General features: G+C 69.4%; 14 protein-coding genes. 5 read left to right on the forward strand and 9 right to left on the reverse strand.

Annotated elements, in window-relative coordinates:
- Position 1 precedes the first annotated feature (1 nt).
- Positions 2–1,216, forward strand: a complete 1,215-nt coding sequence (locus AACL56_RS04055) for a M20 aminoacylase family protein (protein WP_339088551.1) — start codon at positions 2–4, stop codon at positions 1,214–1,216.
- A gap of 127 nt (positions 1,217–1,343) precedes the next feature.
- On the opposite strand, the gene AACL56_RS04060 is transcribed toward AACL56_RS04055, so the two are convergent.
- Positions 1,344–2,342, reverse strand: coding sequence for a recombination-associated protein RdgC (locus AACL56_RS04060; protein ID WP_339088552.1), 999 nt, complete (start codon positions 2,340–2,342; stop codon positions 1,344–1,346).
- A 134-nt stretch (positions 2,343–2,476) separates the two neighbouring features.
- Here AACL56_RS04060 and AACL56_RS04065 point away from each other — a divergent pair, with 134 nt between their 5' ends.
- The 3 genes from AACL56_RS04065 (at position 2,477) to AACL56_RS04075 (ending at position 5,282) form a co-directional block, all read left to right on the forward strand.
- Positions 2,477–3,430: a branched-chain amino acid transaminase gene (locus AACL56_RS04065; protein WP_081270013.1), complete on the forward strand. Its 954-nt coding sequence runs from the start codon at positions 2,477–2,479 to the stop codon at positions 3,428–3,430.
- A 5-nt stretch (positions 3,431–3,435) separates the two neighbouring features.
- The gene (locus tag AACL56_RS04070; RefSeq protein ID WP_007836801.1) at positions 3,436–3,645 is read left to right on the forward strand and encodes a zinc-finger domain-containing protein; all 210 of its coding nucleotides are present in this window, start codon (positions 3,436–3,438) and stop codon (positions 3,643–3,645) included.
- Positions 3,646–3,791: 146 nt separating this feature from the next.
- Complete coding sequence (locus AACL56_RS04075) at positions 3,792–5,282, forward strand: hypothetical protein (RefSeq protein WP_339088553.1); 1,491 nt, start codon at positions 3,792–3,794, stop codon at positions 5,280–5,282.
- A gap of 39 nt (positions 5,283–5,321) precedes the next feature.
- Here AACL56_RS04075 and AACL56_RS04080 read toward each other — a convergent pair whose 3' ends face one another.
- The 8 genes from AACL56_RS04080 to AACL56_RS04115 all read right to left on the reverse strand — a co-directional run bounded on the left by AACL56_RS04080 (position 5,322) and on the right by AACL56_RS04115 (position 14,957).
- The gene (locus AACL56_RS04080) at positions 5,322–6,323 is read right to left on the reverse strand and encodes a hypothetical protein (protein WP_339088554.1); all 1,002 of its coding nucleotides are present in this window, start codon (positions 6,321–6,323) and stop codon (positions 5,322–5,324) included.
- A gap of 15 nt (positions 6,324–6,338) precedes the next feature.
- Positions 6,339–7,586 carry an O-antigen ligase family protein gene (locus AACL56_RS04085; protein WP_339088555.1) on the reverse strand — a complete coding sequence of 416 codons (1,248 nt, stop codon included), beginning with the start codon at positions 7,584–7,586 and terminating at the stop codon, positions 6,339–6,341.
- 147 nt (positions 7,587–7,733) lie between these two features.
- Complete coding sequence (locus AACL56_RS04090; protein ID WP_339088556.1) at positions 7,734–8,933, reverse strand: ATP-binding protein; 1,200 nt, start codon at positions 8,931–8,933, stop codon at positions 7,734–7,736.
- 10 nt (positions 8,934–8,943) lie between these two features.
- Positions 8,944–9,666 (reverse strand): response regulator transcription factor, encoded by a 723-nt coding sequence (locus AACL56_RS04095; protein WP_339088557.1) that lies wholly within the window; start codon positions 9,664–9,666, stop codon positions 8,944–8,946.
- A gap of 53 nt (positions 9,667–9,719) precedes the next feature.
- Positions 9,720–11,372, reverse strand: a complete 1,653-nt coding sequence (locus AACL56_RS04100; RefSeq protein ID WP_339088558.1) for an NAD(P)/FAD-dependent oxidoreductase — start codon at positions 11,370–11,372, stop codon at positions 9,720–9,722.
- A 2-nt stretch (positions 11,373–11,374) separates the two neighbouring features.
- Positions 11,375–12,184, reverse strand: coding sequence for a beta-ketoacyl synthase chain length factor (locus tag AACL56_RS04105; RefSeq protein WP_339092794.1), 810 nt, complete (start codon positions 12,182–12,184; stop codon positions 11,375–11,377).
- 36 nt (positions 12,185–12,220) lie between these two features.
- Positions 12,221–13,423, reverse strand: a complete 1,203-nt coding sequence (locus tag AACL56_RS04110) for a beta-ketoacyl-[acyl-carrier-protein] synthase family protein (protein WP_339088559.1) — start codon at positions 13,421–13,423, stop codon at positions 12,221–12,223.
- A gap of 115 nt (positions 13,424–13,538) precedes the next feature.
- Entirely contained in the window at positions 13,539–14,957 is a 1,419-nt protein-coding gene (locus tag AACL56_RS04115) for an AmpG family muropeptide MFS transporter (protein ID WP_339088560.1), read from the reverse strand.
- Positions 14,958–15,000: 43 nt separating this feature from the next.
- Between AACL56_RS04115 and AACL56_RS04120 the strand changes: the two genes are divergently transcribed.
- Positions 15,001–15,855 carry a M48 family metallopeptidase gene (locus tag AACL56_RS04120; protein WP_339088561.1) on the forward strand — a complete coding sequence of 285 codons (855 nt, stop codon included), beginning with the start codon at positions 15,001–15,003 and terminating at the stop codon, positions 15,853–15,855.
- The last annotated feature ends 87 nt before the right edge of the window (positions 15,856–15,942 follow it).

Genomic DNA, 15,942 nt, shown 5'->3' on the forward strand with positions numbered 1-15,942 from the left:
CATGACCCGCCAACTCAGCCCCCGCACCAACCATCTGCTGTCGCGCCTGCTGCCGCAGGCCGACGTCGACACGCAGGCCTTCGTCGACATCCGCCGCCGGATCCACGCCAACCCCGAACTCGGCTTCGAGGTGAACGCCACCAGCGAACTCGTTGCCGGCCTGCTTCGCAGCTGGGGCTACGAGGTGCACACGGGCATCGGGAAGACCGGCATCGTGGCGCAGCTGAAGCTCGGCTCGGGCACGCGTCGCCTCGGCATCCGCGCCGACATGGATGCGTTGCCCATCACCGAGGCCACCGGCCTGCCGTATGCAAGCCGCAATGCCGGCCGCATGCATGCCTGCGGGCACGACGGCCACACCGCCATCCTGCTGGCGGCGGCCAAGGCGCTGGCGAAGGCGCGCGACTTCGACGGCACGCTGAACCTGATCTTCCAGCCCGACGAGGAGAACCTCTGCGGCGCGCGCGCGATGATCGCCGACGGCCTGTTCGAGCGCTTCCCCTGCGACGCGGTGTACGCGCTGCACAACGCGCCCGGCGTGCCCGTGGGCACCATGCTGGCCGTGGCCGGTCCGGTGACGCTGTCGTCCGACGTGGCCGACGTCACGATCAAGGGCGTGGGCGGCCACGGCGCAATGCCGCATCGCGCACGCGACCCCGTCGCGGCCGCGGCGGCCGTGGTCACCGCGCTGCAGACGGTTGTGGCGCGCAACGTCGCGCCGGACGACACGGCGGTGGTGTCGGTCGGCTTCATCCGCGGCGGCACCACGCACAACGTGATCCCGCAGTCGGTGACGCTGGGTCTGAACGTGCGCGCGGCGCGGCCGCAGACGCGTGCGCTGGTCGAGCAGCGCATCCGCGAGATCGTTGGCTTCACCGCGCAGGCGCACGGCGTGGAGGCCGAGATCGACTACCGCCAGCTGGTGCCGCCGGTGGTCAACACCGCGGCCGAGACGCAGCTGGCCGCACAGGTCTGCGCGGAGCTGGTGGGCGAGGAGAACGTGGTCCGGCAGGCGCCCAAGGGCTTCGCGGGCAGCGAGGACTTCGCCTGGATGCTCGATGCGCTGCCCGGCTGCTACCTGATGCTGGGCAACGGGGAGGGCGAGTTCGGCGGCTGCATGGTGCACAACCCGGGTTACGACTTCAACGACGAGGTGCTGCCGCTGGGCGCGGCCTGCTGGGTGCGGCTCGCGCAAACGTACCTGGCGAAGACTTGATCGAAGCTGCTTGCTGCGCAGCCCGATCCTTGATCTGCGGGCCTCGCCGCACGCGAGCACCGTTGCGGTCCTCGATGCGAACTCGGCTGCTCGCTACGGCTTCTTCACGTCTTCGGCGCGCCCCGACTCAGAACGGCGCGTCTTCTTCTTCGGGTGCATCGGCCCGCGCCGTGGCGGCAGATGCCGCTGCAGCGGGCTTCGCGGTGTCGTCGGGCAACGCCGCGGAGAACGCGGCCTCGCCGCCCAGCGCGTCGAGCAGCGCCGGCACGAGCTGGCCGAGTTCGCCGGTGGCGATGGCCACGTCGGCGTCGAAGTTGTCTTCCTTCTTGCCGCCGGCGGCGCCGTCGCCCGTGCCTTCGAGGAAGGTGATCTTGCGGATCAGCATGCCCTGCGTGAGCTCGAAGGAGACGCGGTCGTCCCAGGTGAGCGCCAGGCGCGTGGGCCGCTTGCCGTCGGTGATGTGCTGCTTCACCTCGTCGATGTCCAGCGGATGCTTGGCATAGCGCACGACGGCCTTGGAGTCGTCGGAGGCCTTGAGCTCGCACTCGCGGTCGATGGTGAAGCCGGCGGGCGGCTCCTGCGTGAGCAGCCAGTTGGCCATGGCGGCAGCCGGCTCGATCTGCGTGTTGACCAGCGCCACGGCAAAGCCGTCGAGCGACTTCACGAGGCTGGTGACCACCTCGTCCGCACGCGAGGCGTTGCCGCTGTTGATCACGAGGCGGTTCTCGGCCTTGTCGATCCACACGGTGACGCGCGCGCTGCGGGTGAAGGCCATGGGCAGCAGCTCGAGGGTGATGTCTTCCTTGAGCTCCTTCTTTTCCTTCTTGCCCGGCTTGCGGCCGGTGGTGGCCTCGATCTGCGCGCAGCGTTCGTCGAGCTTGCGGCGCACCACCGAGCCGGGGACCTGCTTGCTCTCGATCATGTACTCGACCAGCCACTGGCCGTCGATGGACTCCACCAGCGGGCCGTTGGCCTCGCCGCGGGGCTCGACCCAGCCCGCGGACTTTTCCTGCGAGGGGCCGCAAGGCACGAAGCGCTGCTTGCCGAGCCCTTCTTCCGCCTCGGTCAGTGTTTGGGACCAGGCAGGTTCGATGCGATAGACGATGACGTTCTTGAATACGGACACGGGAACCCTTTTTCCACTGGTTTGGACAACAGATCATTGTCGGGCACCTCGGGAATCCCGCCGCCGTAAAATCGAAAGCTTTTGCGACCGCCCGCTGGTCGCCCCCCACACCGCTCCCCCAAAGGAATCAGGAAATGAGCTCGATCCCCCCCTCGCTGGACGACCGTGACGGCAAGATCTGGATGGACGGCGAACTCGTGGACTGGCGCGACGCCAAGATCCACGTGCTGAGCCACACGCTGCACTACGGCTGCGGCGCCTTCGAGGGCGTGCGCGCCTACAAGACGGCCGACGGCGGCACCGCCATCTTCCGCCTGGCCGAGCACACCGAGCGCCTGTTCAACAGCGCCAAGATCCTGCGCATGAAGATCCCGTTCACGCAGGAACAGCTCAACGAGGCCCAGAAACAGGTGGTGCGCGAGAACAAGCTCGAGAGCTGCTACCTGCGCCCGCTGATCTGGATCGGCTCCGAGAAGCTCGGCGTGAGCCCCAAGGGCAACAAGATCCACGCCATGGTCGCGGCCTGGTCATGGGGCGCCTACCTCGGCGAAGAGGGCATGAAGCGCGGCATCCGCGTGAAGACCTCCAGCTACACCCGCCACCACGTCAACATCACGATGACGCAGGCCAAGACGGTGAGCAACTACACCAACTCGATCCTGGCCAACATGGAAGCGCTGGACGACGGCTACGACGAGGCGCTGCTGCTCGACGCGAGCGGCTTCGTGTCGGAAGGCGCGGGCGAGAACATCTTCGTGGTCAAGGGCGGCGTGGTGTACACGCCCGACCTGTCGGCCGGCGCCCTGAACGGCATCACGCGCAACACCATCCTGCACGTGTGCAAGGACCTGGGCCTCGAGCTGGTGCAGAAGCGCATCACGCGCGACGAGGTCTACATCGCCGACGAGGCCTTCTTCACCGGCACCGCCGCCGAAGTCACGCCCATCCGCGAACTCGACCGCGTCGAGATCGGCAACCGCGGCGACGGCGGCGCGCGCGGCCCGATCACCGAGAAAATCCAGTCTGCCTTCTTCGACATCGTGAACGGCAAGAATCCCAAGTACGCCCACTGGCTCACGAAAGTCTGAATCCCATGTCCACCAATGCAGTCGTCGAACTCCTGGCCAAGGAGCTCAACCATCAGGGCGGCGTGTTCTGCCCCAGCCCCAAGGCCGACATGAAGCTCTGGAACAGCCACCCGAAGGTCTACCTCGACGTGGCGCGCACCGGCGAAGCCAAGTGCCCGTACTGCGGCACCGTGTACCGGCTGAAGGCTGGCGAGACGGTGTCGTCGCGTCACTGACGCGGCTGCGCGATCTGCTGATTTCCTGATGTCCCCCCGGCCGCGGGTACTCCCGCGGTCGAACTACGGATACCGGTGATGGTGCTCCAGGAGCACCATTTCTAGCATCGACCTCACTGGCGTTGAGACCAGAAGAGGAGTCGATGTTGAGTACAAGAGCTTTCAGTTTTGCCGTGGGCGCGCTCGCGCTCGTGCTCTCGGGTTGCGGTGGTGGCGGAGGCGGCGGCAGCGCCGGCATCGGCTTCATTCCCCCGAGCAGCGGCACCACCCCACCTCCCACACAACCCCCTGCGACGGACACCCGCGTCGCGGTCTCGGGCACCGTGGCCACCGGTGCACCCGCAACCGGCAGCGACATTGCGCTGCGCTGCCTGAACGGCGTCACCGGCAGTGCCATCACCGGCAGCGACGGCACCTGGTCGGCGCGGCTGGACGCGCCCGTGTTCCCCTGCGTGGCGACCGCATCGGGCGGCTCGCTGGCAGCCGGGCAGAAGCTGCACTCGATGCTGCGCGCCGCAGGCTACGTGAACATCACGCCGCTGACCGAACTGATCCTGGCGCGCGCCGCCGGCATGGCGCCCGACGGCATCGAGACGCTCGAGATCGAGGCCCTGATGGCGCTGGCGGCCAAGCTCGATGCGGCGCAGTCCGACATCGTCGCGCTGCTCGGCGAGTCGGGCTATGGCGCGTTCGCGGCGGACCCCTTCACCGGCGAGTTCAAGGCCGTCGCAGGCGACGCGTACGACGACCTGCTCGAGCACCTGGCCCAGTCGCTGGCCGATGGCGACACCACGCTCGACGGCATCGTCGCCGCGCTGATTGCCGCGGCCAACGACGACGGCTTCGACCTTCCGCTGACGCGCACGCTCAAGGCGGCCGAGCTCGCGGCACAGCCGCAGCTCAACAAGGCGCACCTGTCCAGCACCGCGGGCGTGCTGTCGATGAAGCTCGACGCGGGCGCGAGCCCGGTCGGTGCGTATGTGGGCGGCGGCACGGGCAACAAGGCCGTGCTGCAGCTGCCGGGCCTGGCGGGCGTGAAGCTGAGCGATCTCAAGCAGATCGAGCTCGAACTGAAGGGCGACGCCGGTGGCATCGGGCAGGGCCTGCCGTACGCGTACCTCAACATGACGGTGGACCTGCACTGCGACGCCACGCCGCTGCAGGCCGGCGCTACGCTGGAGCAGGTGCGCGCGCGCCGCCGCATCGTGATCTTCGACACGTACTACCACTTCATGCAGGCCTCGAGCGAGATCTCGACCAGCGAGTTCAGGTCGATCGCCATCACGCCGGCCACGCCGGGCTGGCGCATCTCGGCGGGCACGCCGGTGGGCTCGGTGGCGATCAACCCCAACTACAACGGCAGCGAGACGCTGGAGGGCTTCGACCACGCGGCCTATCCCGACGCCTGCATCGTCGACGGCATCACCGGCGACGGCGGCATGCTGCGCAACGCGTCGGCCGACCCGAGCTGCGCGACATCGGCCGCGCTGGCGCCGTCGAACCTGGCGGTGTGCGGCGCACCCTACGCCGGCCCGATCCTGGTGCTCGGCGACAGCGGCACCACCACCGCGTCGGAATGGCAGTTCAAGCGGGTGAAGGTGGACGCAAGTCGCAAGCAGACCTTCCGCTTCGAATAGGGGCGCAAGAAAGGGCTGCAGCGGTGGCGGCGCCGAGTGTCAGGGCGCGACGGCCACGGGCAGCGTCTTCTGCCCGCTGCGCCACTCGCCGCGCAGCGCGGCGCCCTCGGCCCGCAGCCGCAGGTGCGCATGCGACTCGCGTTCCTCGAGCTCGATCGCGCCATCGCGCACGCGGCCAGCGAGCGCGATGGGCCTGCGATATCGGTCGTAGAAGTACACGCCGTCCACCGTGCCGCCGGCCTTGGGCTCGCCCAGGCTCAGCGTGATGGGCAGCCGGCCGTCGATGCTGCCGCGCAGCACCTGGCCGTACGGCGAGAACGGTTCCGGCGCAGCGCCTTCCCCCAGCAGCAACGCGCGGCCGTAGCCGCTCAGCCAGGGCGCGAGCTCGGCCATCGGAAAGCGCGCTTCATGGTCGCCCAGATCGTCGAGCGGGCGCTGCGGCCGGTTGCTGCAACGCGGCTGCACGAAGGCCACGGCCTTCGCCTCGACCTGCATCCGGCCGACGATGGCCGGGCCCGGCCGGCATTCTTCATACAGGCCGATGCGGTCCTGCGCGTCGGCATCCGTGGCCGGCTGGCGCCGCAGCGCGGCGAGGTCGGCGCGGTTGGCGGCAACGCTCGCCTCGAGCGTGCGGCGCGCGATGGCCTTGAGGCCCTCGGCGGTGAACAGGTCGCCGGCCGACAGGTGGCGTCCGGTGGCGGCGTCGAAGGCCGGCGTCGTGCTCGAATGCCCGCAGTAGTTGCCGCACTGGTCGTTGTCGATGCGCAGCGACAGCACGCGCGCGTCGTTGCGCAGCACGCTGTAGCTCATGCCGTCGAGCGGCGGCGCGCCGTCGCCGGGACGTGGCGCCATCTGCGAGAGGTTCGCGATGAACAGCGCCTGGTTGATGCGTTCCGCGGCCTTGGCATCTGCGCCGGCCACCAGCGGGAAGTGCGCGCCGGCGGGCTCCCCGGGCGCATCGCGCACTTCCAGCGGCGCCGCGCGCGCGAAGGCGGTGCAGGCGAGGAGGGCGGTCGCGAGCGCGATCGATGCAAGGCGCATGGCGGGCGGCTTCGTTCAGGTGGGATTGGGAACGTGCGCGGCGATGCGCCGCGGCAGCACGTCGCGCCAGGGCGCGGGGTCGAGGCGCTCCTGCGCCAGCCGCAGGTAGACCATGGCGATCCACAGCAGCGCCAGCCCGATCTGCGCATCGCGCATCGCCGAGTTGACGCTGGACGCGATCAGCGCGATGAGCGTGGCGGCGAGCGCATAGCGGCCCGCGATGTCGGGGCGCTTCCATGCCTGCCAGACGGCTGTCACCATGATCACCAGCAGGCTCAGCAGCGCGGGCAGGCCGCCCTGCGCACCCACCCACAGGAAATCGTTGTGCGGCATGTTCGAGTCCGCAAAAAGAGCGGGGCCGCGCTTGTGCCACTGTTCGGTCCAGCCGCCGATGCCCCAGCCCGTGAGCGGGCGGTCGGCGATCATGTGCCCGGTGTCGCGGTACATGTAGTAGCGGATGACCCAGCTGCCCTTGAAGACCGCGCCGGCCTGCGCTTCCTCGAGCTCCTGCACGCCGGTCTCGACCTTGTGCTGCAGCGGCGGCAATTGGTAGAGGCCCGCGCCGAGCACCACGGCACCCAGCACCAGCGACCCCACGAGCATCTTCAGGTGGCTGCGCCACTGGTGCACGCACACCGCCGGGATCACCAGCAGCAGCGCCAGCACCGAGGTGCGCGAGGTCAGCGGCAGCGCCACCACGAGCCCCAGCCCGAGCATCAGCACGAAGGCCGGGATGGCGCGCAGCGGCTTGTGCGCGGCGATCTGCGCGATGCCCCACACGGCGGCCGTGGACGCCACCACGCTGAACAGCAGCGCATTGCTGATCGACTTGTTGCCCACTTCCATGACCACCGCGCGCAGCGGCGACCAGATCTCGAAGCCGATCGCGTAATAGAGGATGACCAGCAGCACGTTGAGCGCCGCGATCAGCAGGAAGCCGCGCAGCGCCCAGATCGCTTCCTCGCGCGTGAGCGCCATCGCCATCAGCATCGTCAGGCCGATGCGCAGCCCGTGGAACAGGTTGGAAGGGGTTTCGGGATAGTGCGGCCTCACGGCCAGCACGATCAGCGTCCAGGCCAGGTAGGCCATCACCGGCCACCACAGCGGGTTGGTGCGCAGCCGCGCGTACCGCTCGCGGTGGCCGCCGGCGAGCAGCATCGTGGCGAGCAGCAGGAGGGCCGAGAGGTAGGTGACGCCGACCGGCATGAACACCACCAGCCCCCAGAACATGGCCGCGGGCCGAACGATGTGCGATCTCTGCATAGGGGCGCGATTTTAGGTGGCAGGATGGGTACTCCCCCAGGCTTCGCGCACTTCGTGTCGCTTCTCCTTCCCCCTCGCCGGGGGCGACGCCTGCGGCCCGGCTAAGCCGGTTCCGCCGCATCTCGCGAATGGATCGGGGGCAGTGCGTCAGTGAGCGGGGGCCGCGGCCGGCAGGCGGATCACGAAGCTGGCACCGCCGCCGGGGCGGTCCTCGCAGCGCACCGAACCGCCGTGGCGCTCGGCGATCGACTTCACCAGCGCCAGCCCCAGGCCCACGCCGCCGTTGCGTTCGCTGGCGCCGGGAAGGCGGTAGAAGGGCTCGAAGATGCGCTCGCGCAGGGCCGGCGGCACGCCCGGGCCGCGGTCGTTCACGCGCACCGTGGCGTAGCCGTTGGCGCTGCCCAGCTCCACCGCGATCTCGCCGGCGCCGTAGCGGCGGGCGTTTTCCAGCAGGTTGCGGATCGCGCGGCGCAGCAGGCGCGAGACGCCTGGCACGGTGAGCGTGGCGTTGTCGGTGCCCTCGGCCAGGTCGAGCTCGGCGTTCACCTGCGAACACTCCTCGGCGGCCAGGCCGGTCAGGTCGACCGCCTCGACCGTGCCCATGTCGGCCTCGCTGGCGTCGAGCCTGCTGGCCAGCAGGATCTCGTCGATCAGCTGGTCGAGCTCGCCGATGTTGCGCGAGATTTCCTCGCGGGCCGACTGGCTCGGACGCTCGCCCATCAGTTCCAGGCCCATGCGGATGCGGGTGAGCGGCGAACGCAGCTCGTGCGAGGCGTTGGCCAGCAGCGACTTGTGCGAGCGCACCAGCTGCTCGATGCGCTCGGCCGACGCGTTGAATCGTTTGGAGAGATCAGCCACTTCGTCCTGCCCTTCTTCGGTCACGCGCACCGAGAGATCGCCCTCGCCCCATCGTTGAACGCCGCGCTGCAGCGACTCCAGCCGCTGCGTGATGCGCCGCACGATCGGGTAGACGCCCAGCGCCACCGCCACGCCCACCAGGGCGATCATCCAGCCCAGCCCGAACGGCGTGCGCCAGGGCGCGAAGCCGCCGGTGCCCGTGGGCCGCTCGCGCGGCGCCACGCGCAGCGTGACGGCCTTGCCGTCGCTCAAGGTCACGTCGAATTCCAGGCCCTGGCCCGGGACGCGCAGCGCGGTGCCCGCGCCGATCTTCCTGTCCTGCGCGTCGAGCACCACGACTTCGCGCGGCACCGGCGCCAGCCGCTCGCGCTCGGCCTCGGCCGCTTCGCGCACGATCCAGTTGGCCATCAGCGTGAGGATGACCACGCCGCCCACCACCGCCAGCCAGATGCGGACGTAGAGGTGGCGTGAATAGAAGCTGCGCAGCATCGGCAGCCTTCTAGTCTTGCTGCTTGGCGAAGACGTAGCCCACGCCGCGCACCGTGAGGATGCGCTTGGGGTTCTTCGCGTCGACCTCGATGGCCGCGCGGATGCGGCCCATGTGCACGTCGATGGAGCGGTCGAAGGCCTCGAGTTCGCGCCCGCGCACGGCCTCCATGATCTGGTCGCGTGTGAGCACGCGGCCCGCGCGCTCGGCCATCGCCACCAGCAGGTCGAACTGGTAGGAGGTGAGGTCGGCCAGCGCGCCGGCCACCGCCACGGTGCGCGCGTTGCGGTCGATCTCCAGCGTGCCGAAGCGCATCACGGTGGAGGCCTCGCTCTCGGTGGCGTTCTCGCTGCGACGGCGCAGCACGGCGCGGATGCGCGCCAGCAGCTCGCGCGGCTCGAAGGGCTTGGGCAGGTAGTCGTCGGCGCCGATCTCCAGGCCGATGATGCGGTCCATCGGGTCGCCCTTGGCGGTCAGCATCAGCACCGACACCTTCGACAGCGGACCCGGCAGCGCGCGGATGCGGCGGCAGACTTCGAGCCCGTCGGTGTCGGGCAGCATCAGGTCGAGGATCACCAGGTCGGGCGCGTGCTGCTGCAGCTGTTCGAGGCCGCTCGTACCGTCACCGGCATGGTTGAAGGCGAAGCCCGACTGCGTCAGGTACTCGCCCACCATCTGCGCCAGGCGGGCGTCGTCTTCGATCATCAGGAGTTGGGGGGTGCTCATGCGCTTCATGGTCGTCCACGGGGAGCAAGCGGGCTTGAACGCTCCGTAAAGTTGGGTAAACCTCAGGCGGCGATGTCAACCGGATCCGCTGCGAAAAGCATAGCGCTTTCGCCAATGACCACCTGAGGGAAGTCGCCATTCTGTTCCAGTAACGCGGGCAGGGCGCCGGCGTCCACCTCGGGGTCGGAAGCGCGGGCCCGAGCGAGGATCTCGCCCGCAAGCTGCCGCAGCTGCAGCGTCGAGGCGCGGATGCGTGCCCGGAAGGCCGCGTCGTCCAGCGTGTCGCGCAGGCTGCGGTTGAGCTCGGCGAACCATGGCATCGCGGCCTGGTCGAGCATCACGGCCGGGTTGTCGCGCCGGCTCGCGGCCGACCATTGGCGCAGCAGCACCTGCACCGCGACGTTCAGGCGCTGGCAGTGCTGCAGTTCGTTCTTCAGGCTGCCCAGCGCGTGCAGGTCGGTCAGCCGCTGCTGGAAGAAGATCTGCGAGAGCACGCCCCAGTAGTAGGCGTAGTCCCAGATCACCTTCACCGGCAGCACCTCGGGGTCGCCGAACAGCGGGTACTGGTCCTGGTAGAGCGCCAGCGTGCTTTCGTAGAAGGTGTGATAGAGCTGGTCGTACAGCTGCGCGCGCTTGTCGATCGGGCGGCCCGCCCGGTCCTGCGCGATCAGGTCGGTGATGTAGGTGTTGCCGATCGCGATGAAGTCGCTGCCCGGCGAATAGAACGGGTCGAGGAACAGGCCCGCCTCGCCCGTCAGCGCCCAGCGCTGGCGCCCCGAGAACACCTGCTTGCAGCCGTGCGAGAAGTGCTTGAGGAACGCGAAGTCCTGCAGCAGGTGGCGCTTGTCGTGCAGCGCCTCGTGCAGCCGGGGCTGGTAAATGGCGAACCAGTCCATCGCCTTGTCGAAGGTGTCGATGGTGTCCAGCGGGTGCAGCCTGGGGTCGGCCACGATGCCCACCGAATGCGAGCCCGAGGCGAGCGGAATGAGCCAGGCCCAGTAGCCCGCGCCCACGAGGTGGTTGGTCGAGAGCCAGCGCGCCTGCGGGTCGCAGCGCTCGCGCCAGGCGGTGTCGTCGCTCCACTCGTCGATGGAGATGCGCTCGCCGATGCGGAACCACACCGCGTTGACGTCGTGCGCGTTCGTCTCGACCAGCCCCAGCTTGCGCTTGAGCATGCCGGCGCGCCCGCAGGCGTCGATCACCCAGCGGGCCTGGATGCGGTGCCTCTGCTCGCCGCGCGTCCATTCGACGTCGTGCAGCGCGTGCGGGTCGTCGGCCAGATCGATGCGGCGCACCAGCGCGCTGTCGACGAAGTGCACGCCGCGCCGCGTGGCTTCCTCGGCCAGGAAGTTCTCGAAGATGCCGCGGTCGATCTGGTAGCTGGGCACCGACAGGTAGCGGCTCGCGCCGATCTCGGTGACCTTGTCGATGTCGGTGCGGCCCTCGCTGAAGAAGAAGCGGAAGCCGAACTTGCGCAGCTGCGCCTCGTCCATGTGGGCCTTCAGGCCCAGCACCGTGTCGAAGTAGTGCGCGCCGATCTCCACCGACGACTCGCCCACCTTGTGCGCCGCATGCGGCACCGGATGCGCGCGGCGCTCCAGCACCAGCACGCGAAGATCGGGAAAGCGCTGGCGCAGTTGCAGCGCCAGGGTGAGGCCCGCCAGCCCGCCTCCCATGATCACTGCGTCGAAGGTGTCGGTCGCAGTGTCCGTCATGGTCAGCTCCGGTTGAGCGGCTGCAGCTGCAGCCGAAGTGAAAGGGTGGGGGACAACGGCAGGTCGACAGGTGCGGACGGGCCCGCGCCGAGCCGCGCCAGCGATTCGAACAGCCCGAGCGCGTCGGCCATCGGGTTGATGCCCGCGAGCGACTTCGCCGCATCCGAAGCCGGCGGCGTGGCGGTGGGCACGGCGTCGGCGCCGCCGAGCACCGACCACTGCAGCGCAGCCACCGTGCGCTCGGTGGGTGCGGGCGCGATCACCAGCGCCACCGCGAGCAGGCCGCGGCTGTCGGTGACCGAGGTGAGCGCGCCGACGGTGGGCGTGTCGTAGCCCACCAGCAGCACCGGCTCCTGGTCGGAGGCGCTCTGCACGGCCGCTTCGAGCAGGCCCGAGGCAAAGCTGTGCTGGTAGGCCGAGACGGCGTTGCTGGCCGCCATGCAACCGGTGCCGATGGTCCAGTAGCCCACCGCGGCGTTGTGCACCGAGTTGTGGAACTTGGTGGGCGACAGCATCTTGGGATCGGACGCGAGCGTGCCGCACATGTAGTCGTTGATCGACAGATCGCCGTGCGCCGAGGTGAATACGCAGGGCACGTCGGCCGCGTTGCGTCCAGAGGCGGCCATGGTGGCCGCGGCCACCTCGAGCGCCAGTGCCACCGTGTCGGGCGCGCGGCGGCGTTCGGCCGGAGCCAGCACCTGCGGCGCGGGACGTTTGGCGGGCGGGTCGGCCAGCGCGCCTTCGCCGCGGAAAGCCGCGCGCGCGGCGTCCCAGCCGGGCAGGGTCGGGGTCCAGAAGGCGGGGCCTTCGATGTAGAGGGTGGGGGCGTGGACGCTGGTTCATGTCGCTCATGCTGCCTTGCCGAACACGAGCGAGCAGTTGTTGCCGCCGAAGCCGAAGGAGTTGCTCAGTGCGTAGCGCACTTCGCCGCGTACAGGCTCGAGCCGGATCTGCGGTCCGAAGCTTTCGTCGAGCGAACGCGTGTTGACCGTGCCGGGCATCAGGCCGCGCTCGATCGCCAGCAGGCTGATGACCGCTTCCACGATGCCCGCCGCACCCAGCGTGTGACCCATGAAGCCCTTGGTCGAGCTGGCATGCGTGCGGGCCGGGAAGCGGCGTGCCACCAGCGCGCCCTCGACCTCGTCGTTCTTCTGGCTCGCGGTGCCGTGCATGTTGATGTAGTCGATCGCTTCCGGTGCGAGGCCGGCGCGTGCCAGCGCCTCGTCGAGTGCACGCTCGGCGCCCAGTCCTTCGGGGTGCGGCGTGGACATGTGGTGCGCGTCGCTCGCCTCGCCGTAGCCGAGCAGCCGCAGCGGCGCCGCGCCGGCGCCCGATTGCACGCGCTCGACCAGCGCGAAGCCCGCGGCCTCGCCCAGGCTGATGCCCTTGCGCGCGGCGTCGAAGGGGCGGCAGGGTTCGCTCGAGACCAGTTCGAGCGAGTTGAATCCGAACAGCACGCTGCCGCACAGCGTGTCGGCACCGCCGACCACGGCGGCGTCGGCCAGCCCCAGGCGGATCAGCCGCTCTGCCGAGGCGAACACCTTGGCGCTCGACGAGCAGGCGGTGGAGATGGTTTCGCTCGGGCCGCTGATGCCCAGCAGCTCCTGCGTGAACATGGCCAGCGAGTGCGGCGTGTGCACCGCGGCGCGGCGCTGGTTCGGCGGAAAGCGGCCTTCGGCGTCGAGCTGCGTGTAGGCCAGTTCGGTCTCGCCGATGCTGGCGGTCGAGGTGCCCAGGATCAGCGCGATGCGCGATGCGCCGTACTTCTCGCGCGCGGCGGCCACCGCCTCCATGAAGCCGTCGGCCTGCAGGCCCATATAGGCCAGCCGGTTGTTGCGGCAGTCCCATTGGTCGAGCGCTTCAGGCAGGCGCACGTCTTCCACGCCCTCGACCCGGCCGATCCAGGTCGGCAGCGGCGCGTCGCCGAAGTCGTTTGCGCGCAGGCCGCTGCGCGACTGCGCCAGCGCGTCGGCCAGTGCTTCCTTGCCGACACCGACGGCGGACGTCGCCGTGTAGGCGGTGATTTGGAGAGGAGGAATTCGGGACGGCACGATCTAGTAGGTGGACTGGCTGGCGTGATGCGGATTGCGCAGGAAAGTATGCAGGGGCTGAATGTATACGCGTACAGCGTACCAGTTGCGCGGATCGCGCAGCGTGGTCCTTGTCCTATAGGGTGTCCGGCGTGTCCTGACGCTCGCTTCGGGGACGGACGGCCGTGAGCCGCGATGCCAGCGCCACCAGCACCAGCACCGGCACGCCCAGCAGCGCCGTGGCGGTGAAGAAGGTGCTGTAGCCATAGGCGTCGACGAAGGCGCCCGAGTAGCCCGCGATGAACTTCGGAAGCAGCAGCATCAGCGAGCTGAACAGGGCGTACTGCGTGGCCGAATAGCTGACGTTCGTCAGGCTCGACAGGTAGGCGATGAAGGCCGCCGAGGCAATGCCGCCGGCCAGGTTGTCGGCCGACACCACGGCGATCAGCGCGGTCAGGTCATGCCCGCGCGAGGCCAGCCAGGCGAACAGCAGGTTGCTGGCGGCGCTGAGCACCGCGCCCAGCATCAGCACGCGCATCACGCCCAGGCGCATCGACAGCACGCCGCCCACGAAGGCACCGGCCAGCGTCATGACCACGCCGTAGATCTTGCTGACCGTGGCCACCTCGTCCTTGGTGAAGCCCATGTCGACGTAGAACGGGTTGGCCATGATGCCCATCACCACGTCGCTGATGCGGTAGATGGCAATGAGCGAGAGGATCAGCACGGCCTGCCACTTGTAGCGGCGGATGAAGTCGGCAAAGGGCTCCACCAGCACGTTCTGCAGCCATTCGGCCGCGTTCTTCGCCTTGGGCAGCGCGCGCTGCACCGGCTCGGGCGACAGCAGCACCGTGACCACGCCCACCGCCATCGAGCCGGCCATCACGAGGTAGGCCGTCTTCCAGGCGCCGTTCTGGTAGGCGGCCGCGCCGGTGGCCGCCACGGCGGGCGCCACCTCGGCCCAGGCGGCCACCCACAGCACGCCGGCGCCGGCCCAGATCATGGCGAGCCGGTAGCCGGTCTGGTAGGCGGCGGCCAGCGCCGCCTGCTTGCGCGGCTCGGCCGACTCGATGCGGAAGGCGTCGAGCGCGATGTCCTGCGTGGCCGAGCCGAAGGCCACCAGCAGGGCGCACCAGATCAGCGGCGTGAGGCCCAGGCGCGGATCGTTCATGGCCATGCCGGCCAGACCCGCGATGATCACGCCCTGCGCCAGCAGCAGCCAGCCGCGCCGCCGCCCGAGCAGCGTGGTCAGCGGCGGCAGCGGCAGCCGGTCGACCAGCGGCGCCCAGACCCACTTGAAGCCGTAGGCCAGCCCGACCCAGCTCAGGTAGCCGATGGTGGTGCGGTCGATGCCCGCCTCGCGCAGCCGGAAACTCAACGTGCCCAGCACCAGCAGCAACGGCAACCCTGCCGAGAAACCCAGCGCCAGCATGCGCAGCGTGGCGGGTTCCAGATAGACCTTCAGCGCGTCGCGCCAGGGCGGTGAGGGGGTGGTGGGGTTTCTGCGGGCGATGCGGACATTGGCTTGGGATTGTCCATGAGCGGCGGGGGGCATCGGGGCGCCGTTTGTCTTCATTTGTTCCTATGATCCGGCCCCTATGTGCACACGATGCGATCGCCCCGTTTCCGCCATCTCCGCCGCTTCCGCGTGGAACCCCCGGAGGGCCTTCCTGCTGGCCGCGGCCGGGACGGTCCTCGGCGGGCCCGCGCTGGCGCAGGTCAATGTCGGCAACGCCTCGGTGGCGCGCAACCTCGTGCCGGCCGACAGGATCGAGGCGGCCGGCGTGCAGCAGTACGGCCAGCTGCTCGAGCAGGCGCGCGCCAAGGGCGCGCTGGCGGGCGACGGCAACCCGCAGCTGCAGCGCCTGCGCGCCATCGCCAACCGGCTCATTCCCTTCGCCACGCCCTGGAACGCACGTGCCCGCGAGTGGAAGTGGGAGGTCAACCTGATCGGCAGCAAGCAGATCAACGCCTTCTGCATGCCCGGCGGCAAGATCGCCTTCTTCACCGGCATCCTCGAGCAGCTCAAGCTCAGCGACGACGAGGTCGCGATGGTCATGGGCCACGAGATGGCCCACGCGCTGCGCGAGCATGCGCGCGCCCGCATGGCCAAGAGCGCGGGCACCGGTGCGGCGCTCTCCATCGGAGCGCAGCTTCTCGGCCTGGGCCAGGTGGGCGACCTGGCGGCGCGCGCCGGCACGCAGCTCATCACCCTCAAGTTCAGTCGTAGCGACGAGACCGAGGCCGACCTCGTGGGCCTCGAACTCGCGGCGCGCGCGGGCTATGACCCGAAGGCCTCGGTGTCGCTGTGGCAGAAGATGGCCACCGCATCGAAAAACCAGGGCGGTCTCAATTTCCTGTCGACGCACCCGAGCGGGCCGGACCGCATCGCCAAGCTCGAAGCCAACCTGCCGAAGGTGGACAAGCTCTACCGCGACGCGAAGAAGAGCTGAGCTTCCATCTTTCTCCCTCTCCCCTTGGGGAGAGGGCAGGGGTGAGGATGGCGGCCTTCATACAAGAAAGAGCCGCGCCTCGTCGTC

It is taken from the genome of Variovorax paradoxus (assembly GCF_902712855.1).
Lineage (GTDB): Bacteria > Pseudomonadota > Gammaproteobacteria > Burkholderiales > Burkholderiaceae_C > Variovorax > Variovorax paradoxus_Q.